This window comes from Mycolicibacterium aromaticivorans JS19b1 = JCM 16368 (assembly GCF_000559085.1).
Lineage (GTDB): Bacteria > Actinomycetota > Actinomycetes > Mycobacteriales > Mycobacteriaceae > Mycobacterium > Mycobacterium aromaticivorans.
Window position 1 is genome coordinate 2,270,356 of record NZ_JALN02000001.1, and the last position, 17,735, is coordinate 2,288,090.

Sequence of the window (17,735 nt, forward strand, 5' to 3'; positions counted from 1 at the left end):
TGTAGGTTGAGGGACATGGATTCTGAGGTGATGGACTGGGACGGCGCCTATAAAGAGGAAGGCGCCTTCGCCGGGCCGCCGCCGTGGAACATCGGTGAGCCCCAGCCCGAACTGGCCGCTCTCGTCCGGGACGGGAAGGTCAGCGGTCATGTGCTGGATGCCGGCTGCGGGCATGCCGAGCTCGCGTTGGCCCTGGCGGCGACGGGCAGCACCGTCGTCGGTATCGATGTGTCGCCCACGGCGATCGCGGCGGCGACCGAAGCCGCCCGGCAGCGCGGGTTGAGCCACGTGACCTTCGTGTGCGCCGACATCACCTCCTTCACCGGCTACGACGGGCAATTCGCCACGATCATCGACAGCACGCTGTTCCATTCGCTGCCGGTCGACGCCCGCGATGCCTACCTCAGTGCAATCCACCGGGCGGCCGCACCCGGTGCGCGGCTCTATGTTCTGGTCTTCGCAAAGGGCGCCTTCCCGCCCCACCTCGAGACGAAGCCCAACGAGGTCGACGAGGACGAGCTGCGTGCCGCAGTGTCGAAGTACTTCGTGATCGACGACATTCGGCCCGCGAAGATCCATTCCCACAAGCCGGCGTTCGCCGACCTGCCCCAGGGAGCGATGCCGTTCGACCTCGACGCGAAAGGCCGGCTGATGATGCCGGCCTACTTGCTCAGCGCTCACAAGGCGGGCTGACTCCGGCCACCGAAGTGTTTGCGATCGACGGCTGACCGGTAAGCAGCTTTCGCATCCCCCAGGCATTACCGCGCAGAGTTTCCTATGCTTCATCCGTCTTAGTACCGGAGTCGGGGCCGAGGGGACGCAGTGTCGGTTGAGGATTCGAGAGCGCCACTGAGCGCTGCCTCCTACGGGTGGCTGTTGGCCGCATTGATCGCGGTGGGTCTGGGTGCAGCGATAGTGAGCGGAGCCGCGGTCGCCGCCGCTGACACCGGGAACGCGCCGTCCGGTAGCGGGCCGTCCAGCTCGAGCAGCGCGGCGTCGTCGAAGCATGGCATCGCCTCCAGCCGGCGCGCACCGGTTGCCGCCAGGACCGGAACCGCGCGCACTGACGCGAAAACCCGAAGTACCCACACCAGCCGGGCGACGCCCACAGCCCTCGTCGCCGCGGCCGCGGCGACACCGACGCTGAACCCGGTGCAGGCGTTGATGCGTCAGCTCAACTACATATTCGCCAACAGGGCACCGTCGATCGAGTCGGGCACCCAGACTCCAGGCGGCGGCGCCGTATCGGGCACCGTTGTCGGCAAGAGCAACAACGGTTTCACGCTCAAGTACTCGATCGGCGACCAGCCGAGCAACGGCTCGGTCGTTCTCGACCCGGTGACGGGTGCCTACACGTACACGCCCAACAGCACGCTGCCCGCGGGCGCCATCATGGACGAGTTCACGATCGTCGCCGACAATGGCTCCGCGGCCAAGCTGCACGGACCTCTCGGCGCGGTACAGAACGCGCTGCGTTCAATTGCGGTGCAGCTGGGCACATCCGGAATCACCACCGCAGATGCCGCCATCTATGTCGACCTGGACAATCCCGCCGTTCCGACGATCATCGGCAACCCGGATGTCACCAAGCAGTACTGGGTCACCGACGGAGTGCAGACCTCCGGTCTGGCGGCCGTGGTGATGGCAGCGGGTCAGCTGACCGGCACGATGCCGGATATCGCGGACTGGATCGCCAAAGCCAAGATCACCGACAGCGTCGACCGGCAACTGTTCGTCAACGGCTTCGCCACCGGCCGATACCGGAAGATGTACTTGGACAACGGCACCGACTGGGTGTGGACCGGCGACGCTTTGGAGCTGCTGAGTACCAGCGGTAACGGGATCAACGTCTCGACGACGTACTTCCCCAAGTCCAAGGCTGACGTGGCACTGACCAATATGGCTTCGGCACTCACCGCCGGTTCGGCCGTCCTCGTCAGCATCAACGCCCCCATCCTGGGTAACACCGCCCCCACGAACCACTTGGTCGTCGTCCTCGGCATGAACACCCAGACAGACCAGATCTTCCTCAACGACGCGGCGTGGGGAGCCGACGGCCAGAATCGGGCGATGTCGCTGACCGACTTCATGAAGGCGTGGGAGCCCAACTACCCGCTGGGCATCGCCACCCGCCCGTTGGCGGCCGCGGCGGGCCAACCCCTGACACAAGCCGATCTCGCACTGGCGGCCTGAGGCTACGGAACCGGAGAGCCGAAGTATGAATCGGATCAGGCGACTCGCCCCCTTGACCCTCGCGGCCTGCGGGCTGGCCGTCGGCGCGGGCATTCTGCTCGCGGGTGCAAGCCCAGTGGCGTCGGCCGCACCGGCCGACACCACTCACTCCTCAGTGAGCTCGGGGTCGGCGTCGAGTGCGCGCACGTCCGCCTCGCTACACACGGTGAAAGCCGCTGACACAAACAAGTCCCGCGCGAACGCGAAAACGCCGGCAGCTGTACCGGTCGCCGCAGCCGTTGCGCCGCGCCGCCTTCCGACGCTGCCCTCGCTTCCGACACCAGCCGCGGTGGTTGATGCAGTGCAGAATGCACTGACGACGCTCGGGCGCGACTTGGGCCGGTTGACCGTCAAACCCACTCCGACGGCGGCGAACGGATCATCGACTGCCACAACACCGCTGCGCGACCCGCCGGCCCCGGGTGACGTGGTGTACGGCAATCCCCTGCAGAACGTCCAATACTTCATCTCCCAGGGCGACAACAACACCTGCGTGCTGTCCTCGACCGCCATGGTGATCGGGCAACTCAAGGGCGCAGACGGCATGCCCACCTGGTCGGAGATCGTCCAGGAAGCCAAGGACACCCCGAGCTATCTGTCCGCGCGCAGTTCCGGTTCGGTCTGGAAGGACCTGCTGAATAGGTACGTCCCGCGGACAGGGAACATTTACGACCCGGTGGCCGACGAGTATGTCTACTACGTGGACAGCATGGCGCTGATGGAGAACCACGGCGTCGACGCGACGATGACCACCTACACCAAGAGCCAGGGCGATCTGGCTCTGGCCAACTTGAAATCAGCGCTGACCACCAGCTCCGTCCTGGTCGCCGTGAACAACCAGGTCTGGGCCGAGGCGATCGGCGGCGCACATAGCGCGAGACGGTTCGGTACCGCCAACCACGCCATCACGGTGCTCGGGATCAACGAGACCAAAGACGTCATCTACATCAACGACTCCGGCGGGACGGGCGGACAGGGTCTCGCCGTTCCGTTGGACGGCTTCATGGAAGCCTGGCAGCGCGGACAATACCTGTCGGTGAGCGCTCGTCTGGCGGCCCCGAGCAGCCAGGCGGCCTTGGCGGCCTGATGCCAATCTGGCGGATTGCGCTGAGCGCCTTTAGGTGATCGCGCGCAGCGCGGCGACCAGCGCCTCGAGGTCTTCAGGGCCGGCGTCGACGTGCGGCGAAACCCGTAGCACCGGTGTCGTCAACTCCAGCGGGGCGCGCTCGACTCCGGCCGCGGTGGTCACAATGCCGTGCTCGTCGATCAGGCGGGCTCGCACCTGCACGGGGTCGGCGCCTGCAGTGGGCTCCAATGTGGTGATCGCGGTCGGCGCGTCATCAGGTTCCACCACTCGCCAGCCCTGCGCCTCGGCGAGCATCGCGCGGGTCTGACGTCCGAGCGCGGCCAGCCGGTGACGCACCGTCTCCGGTCCGGCCGCCAGATGCTGTCCCACCGCGACGGAAAAGCCCACCCGCGCAGCGATGTTGGCTTCACCTAACTCAAGGCACCGCAACGCCGATACCGCGCCGGCCCACGGCGGGGATTGCAACAGGTCGGCCAGCGCCGGACGCACCGCCAGCACTCCCACGCCGCGCGGACCGGCCAACCACTTGCGCGACGACGAGTAGACCGCATCGGCATCAGCCAGACAATCGACGTGGCCCAGCGCCTGCGCGGCATCGACGATCAGCGGGACGCCGATCTCCCGGCACACCTCCGCGACCGCGGCGACGGGTTGTACGACACCGCGGTGGCTACCGACCGCGGTCAGGTGGACCATCGCCGGCGGCGTATCGGCCAGGGTGCTGCGGGCGGCATCCGGGTCGACCCGCCCCAGACTGTCGACCGGTAGCTCCCGGCGGGTGAAGCCGCGCGCGGTGAACTCCACCAGGTTGGGGCCGTACTCGCCGGGCAGGCACGCCACGGTCCGTTCCATCGGCCACACGCCGAGCAGCAGTTGCAGTGCGTTGCCCGATCCGGTGGTGAAAATGACGTCGTCCGCGGACATTCCAGTCAACACCGCCACACCGGCGCGCCCGGCGTCGAGAACGGGAGCCGCCGCCTGCGCAGCGACGTAGCCGCCCACCTCGGACTCGTGGCGGGCGTGTGCGGCAGCCGCGTCGATGGCCGCCAGGCTCTGGCGCGAACACGCGGCGCTGTCCAGGTGCACGCCGGCCGCGGGCAGCCGTGCCTGCCGCCAGCTGTCAGCCAGAGCGTCGGGTGCGCTCACTTCACCGCCAGCGACAGCCCGAAGTCCCCGGCCTCATCGGTCCACCACTGCGTCCGACGCAGACCGGCCGCCGCCAGCTCCTGCGCGACGGCCTCGGGCCGAAACTTGCACGACACCTCGGTGAGCATCTCTTCGCCTGCGGTGAACTCGACACGCAGGTCCAGCCCGGCGACGGTGACCTGCTGCGGAGACGTTGCGCGCAGCCACATCTCGATGCGCTCCTCGTCGGGGTTCCAGCGGGCGACGTGCTCAAAGGCGTCGACGTCGAAGTCGGCGTCCAATTCTCGATTGACCACGGTCAGCACGTTGAGGTTGAACTGCGCGGTCACACCCGCGCTGTCGTCGTAGGCGCGAATCAGGCGTTCGGTGTCCTTGACCAGGTCGGTGCCCAGCAGCAGGCAGTCCCCGGGGTCGAGTACGTCGGCGAGGGCGGTGAGGAACTCCGCCCGCGGGGCTGCGGTCAGATTGCCGATGGTCGAACCGAGGAACACGAACAACCTGCGACCGCCGGAGGGAATCTTGGCCAGGTGTTCCTCGAAATCGCCGCACACCGCGTCGATGTCGACATCCGGATACTCGTGCTCCAGCGCCGCTCCCGCCATTTCCAGCACACTCGAGTCGACGTCGAACGGCACAAACCGGCGCAACGACCCGTTGCCGCGCATGGCGCTCAGCAGCAATCGAGTCTTCTCTGACGTTCCGCTGCCGAGTTCCACCAGCGTGTCGGCAGCACTGGCGGTCGCGATCGCCGCCGACTGGGACCGCAGGATCTGCGCTTCGGTCCGGGTCGGGTAGTACTCCGGCAGCCGGGTGATCTGGTCGAACAATTCACTACCGACGGTGTCGTAGAACCATTTGGGCGGCAATGACTTCGGTGTCTGCGTCAAGCCGTGCAGCACATCGTCGCGCAGCGCCTGGGCGGCAGCGTCGGCGGCCAGGTAGTTCGACAGCGTGAACGTCACGAAGATCCTTTCAGCGGGGTCAGCGTCACCTGTCCCCCGCTCACGTCGACGAGATGCCGGTCCGGGATGTCCTGCCAATCGGGGTGATCGTCATAGGGTTCGCTGGCCAGCACCACTCCGTCACTGCGGCGCAACACCGACAGAGTGTCACCCCAGGTGGTGGCCAGAAGCCGAGATCCGTTGGCGGCCATGATGTTCAGCCGGGCGCCCGAATCTGCCGCCCCGACTTCAGCGATGGTATCGCCGAGGTTGGCCGGCCCGCGGTCGAAGATCAGCGCGGCCAGCAGCGCGCTGTCGACCGTCGACTCGGCAACTGGGCTCAACGGCAACACCCCGCGGTCGACGACTCCGTTGTGCGACAGCAACCAGCTGCCGTCACTGAACGGAGCGGATGCGCTGGACTCAATGGGCATGCCCACCGATGCCGAACGCACCGCTGCGACAATGCAATTGCTGCGCAACGCCGGGGCGACCGAGGCGAACGAGACGTCACCCCACAGCGGCGACGCGCTGCGCCAGCGGCGCACCTCGCCGGGTCCGATCCCCGGGTCGCTTCGCTCCTGGCCGCCGGGATCGAAGAAGCCCACACCCCAGCCGTCGGCGTTGATCAACCCGTGCTTCTGCCGGCGCGGCGCGTAGGACTGGACCCTCAGCCCGCATGGCGGGTCGAGGACCAGCGAGGCGATCGTCACCGGTTCGCCCAGCCAGCCCAGGTGTCGGCACATCAGGCGTCCCACGCCAGGCGGACACCCGAGAAGATCTGCCGGCGGATCGGGTGATCCCAATTCCGGAAGCTGGGCCGCAGCGTGTCGGCGCCCACCGCCCACGAACCACCGCGCAACACCTTGTAGTCACCGTCGAAGAACGGCTCCGAATAGCGTTGATAGATCATCGGTGTGAAGCCCGGCCATGGCCGCAGCGGCGAGGTGGTCCACTCCCACACATCGCCGAGCATCTGCTCGGCGCCATAGGCTGACGCTCCATCGGGGTAGCTCCCCACCGGCGCGGGACGCAGCGCCTGCCCGCCGAGGTTGGCCCGTTGCGGTGTCGGTTCCGCCGAGCCCCATGGGTAGCGACGGCGCGCCCCGGCCTGGGGATCCCAGGCGGCGGCCTTCTCCCATTCGACTTCACTCGGCAACCGGGCGCCCGCCCACGTCGCGTAGGCCTCGGCTTCGAAAAAGCTGACGTGCTGGACGGGTTCGTCGCCGGGGATTTCCTCGACGTGGCCGAATCGGGTTCGGGTGCCGTCCGGATTCCAGAACTCGGGTGCGCTCAACTCGGTCTGGACCCGGTGCTCCCATCCGCGCGGCGACCACCATCGCTGTTGGGTATAGCCGCCGTCGTCGATGAATTGCCGCCATTCGGCGTTGGTCACCGGTACCCGGCCGATACGGAACGCCGGCACGTCGACCACGTGGGCGGGGCGTTCATTGTCCAACGACAGCGGTTCGGTCACCGCGTCGACGCCGAGGACGAACGGACCGCCGGGCACCAGAACCGAACTGCCGGTCAACCCCGGTCGGCCCTCTGGCAGCGTCATCCGGTGCGCCAAAATCGGTGCGCCGCTGCGCAAGTTGAGTGCCTGCAGAATCGTCTCGTCGTGCTGGTTCTCGTGGCTGATCACCAGGCCGAAGCGGAACGCGACCTCGGCGTCGTCATCCCGGTGGGGCAAGGTGTCGAGCACGTCGAGTGCGGCGGCCCGCACGCTGGTGCAGTACGCGCGAGACTGCGCCGGCGACAACAGAGGCAGGTCGGCGCGACTGGCGCGAGAATGCACGAACGCGTCGTAGAGGCCTTCGATGTTGGCCGGCAGCATGCCCGGCCGATTCGGGTCGCCGTCGCGCAGCAGCCACAGTTCTTCCTGCTGCCCGATGTGGGCGAGGTCCCAGACCAGTGGACTCATCAGCGGGCTGTACTGGCGATGCAACTCGGCGTCGTCGAAGTCGGTCAGCGCCCACGTGCGCTGGCGGGCCCGTTCGAGGTCGCGCGCCAGCGTTTCGCGTGCGATCACGCCGTCGCCTCGGCCATCTGCAGGACCGCACCTTCGATTCCGCGCTCGATGGCCTGGTCGGCGAAATCGTCGGCTGGGCAGCGGCCTACTTCCACGTTCTGCACCAACCGCTGCATCGACTCGGATAATTCCGCGGGCACCCGGTCGGCGACGAGTGCAACGCAACGGTTGGCCGCTCGGTAGAGCCGGTCGTCCTTGAGGCCGACCCGCGCGGCCAGGTCCCAGGCGGTTGCCACCGGCTCGACGGCCTCGGCGGCCAACTCGGCGAGGGCTGGGTCGTCGAGCAGGGTGACGACGAGGAACACCAATGCGGGCAGCAGTGCGTCGGGCACGCTGTCGAGGTAACGAATCTCCAGCCAGCGGCGTGGGCGCACCGGTGGAAACAGCGTGGTGAGGTGGTAGTCGAGGTCGGCGGTGGTCGGACGGCGATCGCCGAGGAGCACCAGTCCATCGGCCCAGTCCGCGAACGGCACGTGCTCGGTGACCGCGACCGGATCCGGGTTGTGCACCAGCATCACCGGCGCCTTGAGGGCATACCGGGCCCAGTCGGTGCAGGGATCGTCACCGCTGGCGCCCAGGACCGGCCCACAGCGCGCCGAGTCCAGCTGACTCCACACCCGCTGACGTGTCGACACCCAGCCGGTGAAGTCCCCGCCGAGCAACGGTGAATTCGCCGCGATCGCGATCGTGGTGGGGCCGAGCGCATGGGCGAGCCGCACCCGCTCGGCCCAGCCGTCGCGGCGACCCGCGTCGAGATTGATCTGGATCGATGCCGTCGAGGTCATCATCGCCGCCCCTGCGCTCGCCGTCCCGGACGCGACGAAGAACTGTTCCATCGCCTCATAGCGGGCTCCGGGATTGACCCGACGCGGGCGGCGAAGTGGGTCGGCGCCGAGCAGGACCAGGCCGAGGCCGGCATCGGCGAACGCCGAACACAACCTCGCCCGATCGGCGGCCAGCGCGGCGATGGCCGGCAGCGGGCCGTCGGCCGGCGGGCCGGACAGTTCGACCGCGCCCCCCGGTTCCACGGTGACGGCGCTGCCGCCGGCCAGCGGTCCCGCGGTGGCGATCACGTCGCTCAGTTCCGACCAGCCCGGGCGGCGCAGTGGATCAGCCAGATCGAAGCAGTGCGCCTCGAGTTCCAGACCCACCCGGCCGGCCGGACCGTCGTCGAGTGAGGCGCCGGCGATGTGCAAGGCGGCTGAGGATGAGCTGTTCAGGACCCGTTCTTGGGCACCCGGCCCGCAAGGTGCCCGACCCGGCTCCGAGGTGACGACAAACGTCATGACATCCATCTTCCAGACCGCACCGACAAGTTTCGTCGATCGGCGGCTGACCCGTTGATGACGTTCACCCGACCTCGCTATATGCCCAATGTGTTCTGCATGGCGCCGGCCAGCACGTTGACGGCCGGCCCGCCGTTGCCGGACTGGCAGACCTTGGCCTGCAACAGCACGTTTTCCCGCAACCGCGTCTGGGTGAAACACCGTCGATCGGTATCTGCTTCCTGCTTGACCCATACCGCGTCGGTGGCCGTCGGGGCAGCACCGCCGAACGACCACACCTGAGTCGTTCCGTCGTCGAGGTGCATGGCGGTGGTCTGGCCGGCGCACCCGATGGTGCGGTCTACGATGCGGTGGTAGGCGCGGGTGGCGGCGTCATTGGTGGCGAATACCCCGATGGCCTGTTTGACCAGGTGGTTTTGGTCGGTGGCCGAGGTTTGCGTGACCGCACTGTTGAACGACGCAAGGTCGGGGTCGTTGAACACCTCGGGCAACCCGATGTCGGCCCAGTTGTTGCAGACCGGCAGATCGACCCAGAACCCCTGCACCGGATCGGTGCTCACCGACTCCCACGTCATCGGTGCTCCGACGATGTTGCCCACGGAACCTTTGGCGAGCACGGCGTAGGAGACCACGCCCGGGTCCGCTGGACGGGCCTGCGCCGCGCCGGCCCCGAACACGCTTGTCGCCAGCACTGCGGCCGCCGCGGCGGCGGTGCGCATCACCCTCAGACCTTGGCGGTCAATGTGACGTCGATATTGCCGCGAGTCGCCTTCGAGTACGGGCACACCTGGTGAGCCTTGTTCATCAGGTCCTCGGCCTGGCTCTGCTCGAGTCCGGGCAGGTAGCCGATGAGGTGGGCGTTGATGCCGTACCCGCCGTCGGCGTCCTTGCCGAAGCCGACCCGCGCGGTGATGCCCGATGCGCTGTCGAGTCCGATCTTCTCCGAGCGCGCCACCAGTTGTAGCGCGCCGAGGAAGCAAGCGGCGTAGCCCGCCGAGAACAGTTGCTCGGGGTTGGTGCCCTCGCCGCTGCCGCCCGCTTCCTTGGGTGGCCTGGTGTCCAGATCGATTCGGTTGTCCGACGACTTCACGTGGCCGTCCCGCCCGCCGCCGCTGGCCGTGGACTCCGCGGTGTAGATGACCTCGATACTCATGGCTTCGATCATGCCAGCCCGGGAGATCGACATGAAGGTCGTGAAAATTGCCCGATCACAACCCGCATGTCGACTTCGGCTCTCACCCAGTCTTGCTCCGCACACCTTCCTCGATCTTCTTGCCGAGGTCGGCATCGATGTTGCGCCAGTACTCGAACACCCGCGACAGCACCGGCTCTTTGACACCCTTGGATACATGGCCGATGACATTGTGCGCCAATCGGTCTCGTGCATCGTCGTCGAGAACTTCCCGAACGAGGGTGCCGGCTTGACCCCAGTCGTCATCGTCTTGACGAAGGGCGTACGCGGAGCGGACCATGTCACCGTCGGAGGCCCAGTGCACCTCAGCCGCCCGCGCGGGATCGGCCTGCGGCCCCCCAACCGAATTCGGCGCATACACCGGGTCGGTCACGTTGCGCATCCGCATCGCACCGTCTTTGGAATAGCTGTGCACTTCGACTCTCGGTGTGTTGACCGGGATCTGCTTGTAGTTCACCCCGAGCCGGTGCCGATGGGCGTCGCTGTAGGAGAAGCCACGCGCCAACAGCATCTTGTCCGGGCTCAATCCGGTGCCGGGCACGATGTTGTTCGGCTCGAAGGCAGCCTGCTCTATTTCGGCGTGGTAGTCGGTGACGTTGCGGTTCAACGTCATTCGACCAACTTCGTGCAGCGGGTAGTCGCTGTGCGGCCACACCTTGGTCAGGTCGAACGGATTGAACCGGTAGGTCTTGGCATCCTCGAACGGCATGATCTGGACGTGGAGCGTCCAGCTCGGGAAGTCGCCGCCCTCGATGGTGTCGAAGAGGTCGCGCTGGTGGTAATCGCCATCGCTGCCTGCCAATTCGTCGCCTTCCTCCTGGGTGAGGAATTCGATGCCCTGGTCGGTCTTGAAGTGGTACTTCACCCAGAACAGCTCGCCGGCCGCGTTGAGCCAGCTGTAGGTGTGGCTGGAGTAGCCGTTCATGTTGCGCCAGGTCTTCGGGATGCCGCGGTCACCCATCAACCAGGTGACCTGGTGTGCGGATTCCGGTGACAGCGTCCAGAAGTCCCACTGCATGTGGTGATCACGCAGGTTCGACGACTGCAGGCGCTTCTGGGAGCGGATGAAGTTCTGGAACTTGATCGGATCCCGCAGGAAGAACACCGGGGTGTTGTTGCCGACGAGGTCGAAGTTGCCCTCGGAGGTGTAGAACTTCAGCGCGAATCCGCGGGGGTCACGCCAGGTGTCTGGGCTGCCGCGCTCGCCGGCGACGGTGGAGAATCTGGCCAGCATGTCGGTCTTGATGCCGGGCTGCAGGAACGCCGCACGAGTGAACTTGCTGACGTCGTGCGTCACTTCGAACGTGCCGAACGCACCGCCGCCTTTGGCGTGCGGCTGGCGCTCCGGGATTCGCTCGCGATTGAAGTTGGCCATCTGCTCGATCAGGTAGTGATCCTGGAGCAGGATCGGGCCGTCCGGCCCGACGGTCAGGGAATGTTCGAGGCTCGGAGCTGGAGCACCGGCATCGGTCGTCGCAAATTTCTCAGTCATCGTTTCCCCTATCTGGTGTCAGCGCCTTCCGGAAGGCGTGTACCCAAGACCCGTTCTACTCTCCCAAAATGACTCCGGCAGGATCCTGCACAGCAGGGTGCCCGGCGTCCCTGGGGGGTGGGGACGCCGGGCACGTCTGCGGTGCGGTCAGGGACGCTGGGTCGGGGTGGCGGTGCCACCGGGCCCCGCGCCGCCCGGGCCTCCTGGCCCGAATCCGGGGCCGGCGCCCGGACCCTGGTTCTGGCCGCCCGGGCCACCGGGACCCATCGGACCCCAGGGTCCGCCGCCCGGCATCATCATCCCGGGGCCACCGCCAGGTCCGCCCCGGTGGTGGAACTGTTGAGAGCCACCGTCCCCGCCGTGGTGGTGCCAGCCGCCGTGGCCGCTGGCGCGCCCGAGGACGAAACCGGTGAAGAAGACTGCGCCGACTATGAAGACGGTGCCAGCCACGATCGCAACCCATGCAACGGCCTGGTACAGCCGGTTGGGTCGGGTGGCGACAGGGACCGGGCCGTAGTAGGGCGGCGGCGGCGGAGGCGGGTCGAGAGTGGCGACGGGGCTGGTTGCGGGCTCGTCGGCCCGCTCGGGTGTTTCAGTCATGAATCGATGATGCGAGCCCGCTGCCCAGTGCGGGTTAGGTGCCGCCTTTGAAAAGACTGTGAATGACGGATTGTCATCCGCGTGGCCGTTTCCACCCACAGCAGGCTGCCCCGCGCTATGAACCAAAGATGAACAAGCTGCTCAACTCGCTGACCGAAGCCGAGTTCCTGTTGATCCGGGAGACCGACCCCGGCGCACTCACCGAACTCGACGAGGACGCGCTGTTGGACTTGCACGGCAGGATTCGACGCGCCCGCACCAAATACGTCGGGCTCTATCGCCGCAAGGGCGCGGCGAACGTCTCGGCGAAGCGCGCCCGGGGTGCCGCTCGATCGGCCAACGAACGAAATGGGGCCAAGGCCGAGATCTTCGAAGGTGCGCTGGGGCGGGTGAGTAAGCAACTCGGTGTCGCTGCGGCGCGCAGCGCCCGTGAACTCAAGGAGGAGCGGCTGGCTCGGGCCCGTCAGGAAAGTTCGGCCCCCGGAACGCCCGCCAAGGGCGGCAGCCGGGTGCCGACATTGGGTCGGGCCCGGGTGGACCAGTCCCGCGAGTCATCGGGCCGCAAGAAGCGCGAGGCCGGTTCCATCGCAGCGGGCGCGCGGCGGCAAGCCAAGCGCGACAACCGCTGAGTGTGGGTGGTCCGGGGTCTGCGGCTGGCAGGCAGGTCTAACGGTCCTCTTCGGTGGGATCTACCCCGGCCATCGCCGTAGAACTGGACAGTGTCAGCGAACTTTGCCACTATTGCGCGGGGGTTGCCGTGAAGGAGTGTCCGCCGTGTTGTTGTACCTCTACCTCATCGGCGTGCCGCTATTCATCTTTCTCACTCGGGTTTTCTCTGAAGCCTTTGACGCAGGTGAGACGGTGCGAGCCCACGTACGCCTGCCGCTGATCGTCGCGGCGGGATTCCTGTGGCCGGTGTTGCTCGTGGGAGTTGCCCAAATACAGGTGTTGCGACTGCGAGCGAAGCTGCTATACCCCGAGACCAGCGCACACTGAGCCCGCGCCGGAATCCTGCAGGCACGGCCTGATGTCGAGCTGGTCAGTTCTCCCTGTCGTGGCGTGGCTCTCGTACCCGCGGTTACGGCCCTCGGGGAGAACGGAGGTCGGGCCATCCAACCCGCGGTTGAGTTCGCCTCTCACCACGGCTTGATCGGGTTCACCGCGAACTGCAGCACGCGATACGGCGCGCGGTCGCGCGGCATGGTGTTCCACTGGCTGACGAACACCCGCACCTCGTCCAGCGTCGAGCCAGGCGAGATGTAGCCGCCGTAGGGTTGTGCGAGCCGGTTGTCCCCCGGCGGCGGCAGGCTCTCGACGGGGTCGGGCCAGTCACCCGCTTGCACCACCGTCGTCACCGGCGCGGTTCCCAGACCCGTCGGGTCGTAGGCCACCCGCATCTCCATGTTGCCGGTACTGGCGTTGAAGTACGACAGCACCGGCTTTCCGTCGACCTCACGCAGGCTCATCTCGCCGATCTTGTCCGGCCACAACGGCGTTGGCGTCTTGTTCCAGCCGCCGCCCGGACCGGCCGCCCAGCCCTGCCAGCGCGCGCGGTCGGTGAAGTTCTCTCGAGTGGCGCGGTAGAGCGTCACCGGCCCGGACCGGTCGAAGTTGTTGGCCACGATGTACACCCAGCCGGTCTGCGAGTCCGGTGTCGGGATCGGGTCGTAGTAGCCGCTGATCTGCGTCTGACGGCCGCCGGCGTAGGAGGCCGCACGCTGCGAACCCGCGACAGTCTGCCAACCGCCCTGCCCGGCAACCGCTTTCACCAGCCGCGACGTCTGCGGTACCAGATCTTTGGTTGTGGTCACCAGCAGATAGTTCTGCCGGTTGATCTGCACCACCCCAGCGGGCAGCTGCGAAGCGCCCGGCGGCCGGGGGTCGGCCAGCAACGGTTTGTCCACACCGACGACGCCGGTGTAGCGAATGCCGTCGGGGTCGTCGACCGAGTCGCCGGCCACCCGCAGCGCGACCGGCGAGAACCACCCACCGAATCCCACGCCCTGGCCGGCGAAGCTGTCCCCACAGATCTGGAGCAATTCAGTGGGGAATTCCATGAACTCGCACAAGTCGGTGGCGCCGATGCCGTAGTCGCGGGTTGGCGTCCCGGTACCGGCGATCGGCCCGATCCGCATCACCTGGCCTGGCGCCAACGGCGCCAGGATCGGGTCAGGAGCCGGGCTCGGTGGGTCGGCGATCGACGTCGGCGCCAGCACCACCGCCGAGATCGACGAAATGGCGCACGCCACTCGCACTTTCACGCCCAAACTCACGTTTCGGCGCAAAGCGGATCAGAGCTCGGCGGCCAGCAGCTCGGCGATCTGAATCGTATTGAGGGCAGCACCTTTTCGCAGGTTGTCACCCGAAAGAAACAGTGCGAGGCCGCGGCCGTCCGGCACGCCGGGATCCTGACGGATCCGGCCTACCAGGGTCTCGTCCACCCCGGCAGCGGCCAGCGGGGTGGGGACATCGACCAGCTTCACACCCGGGGCACCGTCGAGCAGGGCAGTGGCCCGCTCCGGCGAAATCGGCTCAGCGAATTCGGCATTGATCGACAGTGAGTGCCCGGTGAACACCGGTACCCGCACACACGTCCCGGACACCGCGAGCTCCGGGATGCCGAGGATCTTGCGACTCTCGTTGCGAAGCTTCTGGTCCTCGTCGGTCTCACCGGAGCCGTCGTCAACCAGTGAACCGGCCAGCGGAACCACGTTGAACGCAATCGGCGCAACATATTTCACCGGAGCCGGGTAATCCAGCGCCGACCCGTCGTGCACCAGTTCCTCCACCCCGGAGATCACCGCGCGCGCCTGGGTGGCCAGCTCGTCGACACCGGCCAACCCGCTGCCCGAGACCGCCTGATAGGTGGAGGCGATCATCCGCACCAGACGGGCTTCGTCGTGCAGCACCTTGAGCACGGGCATCGCGGCCATGGTGGTGCAATTCGGGTTGGCGATGATGCCTTTGGGAAGGGACCGAGCGCGATCGGCGACATCCCTGTCGAAATTCACCTCGGACACCACCAGCGGCACCTCGGGGTCCTTCCGCCACGCCGACGAGTTGTCGATCACGACAACCCCGGCAGCAGCGAACCGCGGCGCCTGCACCCGCGACATCGTCGCTCCGGCGGAGAACAACGCGATGTCCAAGCCGGCGGGATCGGCGGTCTCGGCGTCCTCGACCTCGATCTCCTGGCCGCGGAACGGCAACTTCTTGCCTGCCGACCGTGATGAGGCGAAGAACCGAACGCTGGTAACCGGGAAGTCCCGTTCCTCCAGTAGCGTCCGCATCACCTGGCCGACCTGACCGGTGGCTCCCACCACTCCGATAGCGACCATGACTACCGCCCCGTCCCGGCATAGACGACGGCTTCTTCCTCGCCGCCCAGGCCGAACGCCTCATGCAGCGTGGCAACGGCCTTGTCCAGCTCAGTATCCTTGACCAGCACCGAGATTCGGATTTCAGAGGTCGAGATCAGCTCGATGTTCACCCCGACCTCGGCCAGCGCCTCGCAGAACGTCGCGGTAACTCCCGGGTGGCTGCGCATCCCGGCGCCCACCAGCGACACCTTGCCGATGTGGTCGTCGTAGAGCACCTTGGTGAAACCGATCTCACCCTGCAGGGCGGTGAGCTTTTCCACCGCCGTCGGCCCGATGTCGCGCGGGCAGGTGAACGTGATGTCGGTCTTGCCGTCCTCGACCTTGGAGATGTTCTGCAGCACCATGTCGATGTTGATGTCATTGTCGGCGACCGCACGGAACACCTTGGCGGCGTAGCCGGGTACGTCGGGCAGCCCGACAACGGTGACCTTGGCCTCACTGCGGTCGTGGGCAACTCCGGTCAGGATGGCGTCTTCCATGGGGATGTCCTCGATAGATCCTGTGACGATCGTGCCGGGCTTGTCGGTATATGAAGACCGGACGTGAATCGGAACGTTGTAGCGACGGGCGTATTCCACACACCGCAGCATCAGCACCTTCGCACCGCAGGCCGCCATCTCGAGCATTTCCTCGAAGCTGACGGTGTCCAGGCGACGGGCGTTCGGCACGATGCGGGGGTCGGCGGTGAAGATGCCGTCGACGTCGGTGTAGATCTCGCAGACGTCGGCGTCCAGGGCGGCGGCCAGCGCGACGGCGGTGGTGTCCGAGCCGCCGCGGCCCAGGGTCGTGACGTCCTTGGTGTCCTGGCTTACGCCCTGGAAGCCGGCCACCAGCACGATCTGCCCTTCGTCGAGCGCGGATCGCAGCCGAGTGGGCGTGACGTCGATGATCTTGGCGTTGCCATGGGCACCGGTGGTGACAACACCGGCCTGCGATCCGGTGAACGACCGGGCCTGCGCCCCGAGGGACTCGATGGCCATCGCGACCAGCGCGTTCGAAATACGCTCGCCGGCGGTCAGCAGCATGTCGAGCTCCCGGGCAGGCGGCGCCGGGCAGACCTGCTTGGCCAGATCCAGCAGTTCGTCGGTGGTGTCGCCCATCGCCGAGACCACCACGACGACGTCGTTTCCAGCCTTCTTGGTTTCGACGATGCGCTCGGCGACTCGCCGGATCCGGTCGGCATCGGCCACCGAGGATCCGCCGTACTTCTGCACGACGAGCGCCACTGTCTGCCCTTTCGAAAAAGTGGGATGTCGGCTCTAAGGATAAGGGGTCGCAGCACCTGCTTTTTCCGCCCCGATCGGCGGTAACGTCGCGGCGGTGACTGACCGAAGCGCCGACCCGCCCCGCGACCGTCACGCCCGGACCCGGGTGCCGATCCACCTGCCGATCGCCGCACGGTGGAGTCCGCGGGCCTTCGACCCCGGCGCCGAGGTCACCTCAGAGCAGCTGATCGCCCTGATCGAGGCCGCACGCTGGGCCGCGACCTGGGGACATCGCCAGCCGGTGCGGTTCGTGGTCGGCATCAGAGGTGCCAGGGATTTCGCGACACTGGCCGCCCTGCTTCGCCGCGGCAACAGCTACGCCCACGCCGCCTCGGCACTGATTCTGGTGTGCGCCGAGGAAGGAGAGGACGAGCGGACGGCGCTCTACTCCGCGGTCGACGCCGGTGCGGCGATCGCGAACCTGTCGACCGAGGCGGTGTCCCGGAATTTGATCGTGCATCCGATGGCCGGCTTCGACGTCGAGGGTGCCCGCGCCGCGTTCGACCTCCCGCCGGAGATGCGCCCGCTGGCGGTGGTCGCGGTCGGCACGCTGGGCGACTACACGCGGGCGACCCAGGAGATCGCCGAACGCGACGGCCGGCCCAGGGCGCGATTGGCGCTCGAGGACATCGTGCTCAACTGGTCCCGTTCGGAGTTGCCCTGAGGCGTCGCCTGCTCAAGGCCGGGGCAGTCTTCGGTGCAGCGGATTGGTGGTGACCGGGGTGTTCCGGCGACCCGCACCGGGCAGCCGTTGCACCACATCCGGGTGCTCGGCACTGGCCCGGGTGCGATCCTGTAACTGCATCGCGGCGGTGCGCCCGACGCCGAGCGCGGGTGCGCCGAACAGTCGCCGCGCCGGTGCGGCGCATCGTGGGCAGGCATCCTGACCCGGTACATCGGCCATCGGGTAGATCGCACTGAAGTCGGGACAACCGCCGGGGCAGCGGAACTGATACGTCGGCATGACCGACACGATAACCGTTCGCCGGCAACGTCATACGCTGTTAACGCGCAGGATTCGCCTGGGATATATATGGTGTTTTGAATACTTCCATTTGGAACGATAGGGATATACCGACGCC

At 67.0% G+C, this 17,735-nt stretch carries 19 protein-coding genes; 6 read left to right on the forward strand and 13 right to left on the reverse strand.

The window, feature by feature from the left end:
* Window positions 1-15 precede the first annotated feature (15 nt).
* From Y900_RS11050 to Y900_RS11065, 3 genes are all read left to right on the forward strand, one after another.
* Window positions 16-693, forward strand: a complete 678-nt coding sequence (locus Y900_RS11050) for a class I SAM-dependent methyltransferase (protein ID WP_036341873.1) — start codon at window positions 16-18, stop codon at window positions 691-693.
* Between the two features lie 129 nt (window positions 694-822).
* On the forward strand, window positions 823-2,193 hold the full coding sequence (locus Y900_RS11060) for a C39 family peptidase (RefSeq protein WP_131536143.1): 1,371 nt from the start codon (window positions 823-825) through the stop codon (window positions 2,191-2,193).
* A 340-nt stretch (window positions 2,194-2,533) separates the two neighbouring features.
* Window positions 2,534-3,319 (forward strand): C39 family peptidase, encoded by a 786-nt coding sequence (locus Y900_RS11065; protein ID WP_131536145.1) that lies wholly within the window; start codon window positions 2,534-2,536, stop codon window positions 3,317-3,319.
* 30 nt (window positions 3,320-3,349) lie between these two features.
* Here Y900_RS11065 and egtE read toward each other — a convergent pair whose 3' ends face one another.
* From egtE to Y900_RS32360, 9 genes are all read right to left on the reverse strand, one after another.
* Window positions 3,350-4,465 carry an ergothioneine biosynthesis PLP-dependent enzyme EgtE gene (gene egtE, locus Y900_RS11070; protein ID WP_036341877.1) on the reverse strand — a complete coding sequence of 372 codons (1,116 nt, stop codon included), beginning with the start codon at window positions 4,463-4,465 and terminating at the stop codon, window positions 3,350-3,352.
* Complete coding sequence (egtD, locus tag Y900_RS11075; protein ID WP_036341878.1) at window positions 4,462-5,427, reverse strand: L-histidine N(alpha)-methyltransferase; 966 nt, start codon at window positions 5,425-5,427, stop codon at window positions 4,462-4,464. Before egtD ends, egtE begins: the two co-directional genes overlap by 4 nt.
* Window positions 5,424-6,152 (reverse strand): ergothioneine biosynthesis protein EgtC, encoded by a 729-nt coding sequence (egtC, locus tag Y900_RS11080; protein WP_036346444.1) that lies wholly within the window; start codon window positions 6,150-6,152, stop codon window positions 5,424-5,426. The genes egtD and egtC overlap by 4 nt, the downstream gene beginning before the upstream one ends.
* Window positions 6,152-7,438, reverse strand: coding sequence for an ergothioneine biosynthesis protein EgtB (gene egtB, locus Y900_RS11085; RefSeq protein WP_036341879.1), 1,287 nt, complete (start codon window positions 7,436-7,438; stop codon window positions 6,152-6,154). Before egtB ends, egtC begins: the two co-directional genes overlap by 1 nt.
* On the reverse strand, window positions 7,435-8,724 hold the full coding sequence (egtA, locus tag Y900_RS11090; protein WP_036346445.1) for an ergothioneine biosynthesis glutamate--cysteine ligase EgtA: 1,290 nt from the start codon (window positions 8,722-8,724) through the stop codon (window positions 7,435-7,437). The genes egtB and egtA overlap by 4 nt, the downstream gene beginning before the upstream one ends.
* A 77-nt stretch (window positions 8,725-8,801) precedes the next feature.
* Window positions 8,802-9,443, reverse strand: a complete 642-nt coding sequence (locus Y900_RS11095; protein WP_036346447.1) for a sensor domain-containing protein — start codon at window positions 9,441-9,443, stop codon at window positions 8,802-8,804.
* Window positions 9,444-9,448: 5 nt separating this feature from the next.
* Window positions 9,449-9,877 carry an organic hydroperoxide resistance protein gene (locus Y900_RS11100; RefSeq protein ID WP_192827500.1) on the reverse strand — a complete coding sequence of 143 codons (429 nt, stop codon included), beginning with the start codon at window positions 9,875-9,877 and terminating at the stop codon, window positions 9,449-9,451.
* A gap of 82 nt (window positions 9,878-9,959) precedes the next feature.
* Window positions 9,960-11,408, reverse strand: coding sequence for a catalase (locus Y900_RS11105; protein ID WP_036341881.1), 1,449 nt, complete (start codon window positions 11,406-11,408; stop codon window positions 9,960-9,962).
* Between the two features lie 147 nt (window positions 11,409-11,555).
* Window positions 11,556-12,008: a hypothetical protein gene (locus Y900_RS32360; protein ID WP_036341882.1), complete on the reverse strand. Its 453-nt coding sequence runs from the start codon at window positions 12,006-12,008 to the stop codon at window positions 11,556-11,558.
* Window positions 12,009-12,136: 128 nt separating this feature from the next.
* Here Y900_RS32360 and Y900_RS11115 point away from each other — a divergent pair, with 128 nt between their 5' ends.
* A complete protein-coding gene (locus Y900_RS11115; protein ID WP_036341883.1) occupies window positions 12,137-12,637 on the forward strand; it encodes a hypothetical protein in 501 nt (166 codons plus the stop codon).
* Window positions 12,638-12,782: 145 nt separating this feature from the next.
* Window positions 12,783-13,004, forward strand: a complete 222-nt coding sequence (locus Y900_RS11120; protein ID WP_131536147.1) for a hypothetical protein — start codon at window positions 12,783-12,785, stop codon at window positions 13,002-13,004.
* Between the two features lie 140 nt (window positions 13,005-13,144).
* On the opposite strand, the gene Y900_RS11125 is transcribed toward Y900_RS11120, so the two are convergent.
* The 3 genes from Y900_RS11125 to Y900_RS11135 are packed head-to-tail and all read right to left on the reverse strand — an operon-like array spanning window position 13,145 to window position 16,614.
* On the reverse strand, window positions 13,145-14,263 hold the full coding sequence (locus Y900_RS11125) for a DUF4185 domain-containing protein (protein ID WP_036346450.1): 1,119 nt from the start codon (window positions 14,261-14,263) through the stop codon (window positions 13,145-13,147).
* Window positions 14,264-14,299: 36 nt separating this feature from the next.
* Window positions 14,300-15,346: an aspartate-semialdehyde dehydrogenase gene (locus Y900_RS11130; protein ID WP_036341885.1), complete on the reverse strand. Its 1,047-nt coding sequence runs from the start codon at window positions 15,344-15,346 to the stop codon at window positions 14,300-14,302.
* Between the two features lie 2 nt (window positions 15,347-15,348).
* Window positions 15,349-16,614 (reverse strand): aspartate kinase, encoded by a 1,266-nt coding sequence (locus Y900_RS11135; RefSeq protein WP_036341886.1) that lies wholly within the window; start codon window positions 16,612-16,614, stop codon window positions 15,349-15,351.
* Window positions 16,615-16,708: 94 nt separating this feature from the next.
* Between Y900_RS11135 and Y900_RS11140 the strand changes: the two genes are divergently transcribed.
* Window positions 16,709-17,317: a nitroreductase family protein gene (locus Y900_RS11140; RefSeq protein ID WP_036341887.1), complete on the forward strand. Its 609-nt coding sequence runs from the start codon at window positions 16,709-16,711 to the stop codon at window positions 17,315-17,317.
* A gap of 12 nt (window positions 17,318-17,329) precedes the next feature.
* Here Y900_RS11140 and Y900_RS11145 read toward each other — a convergent pair whose 3' ends face one another.
* Entirely contained in the window at window positions 17,330-17,617 is a 288-nt protein-coding gene (locus tag Y900_RS11145) for an FmdB family zinc ribbon protein (protein WP_036346453.1), read from the reverse strand.
* Between the last annotated feature and the right edge of the window lie 118 nt (window positions 17,618-17,735).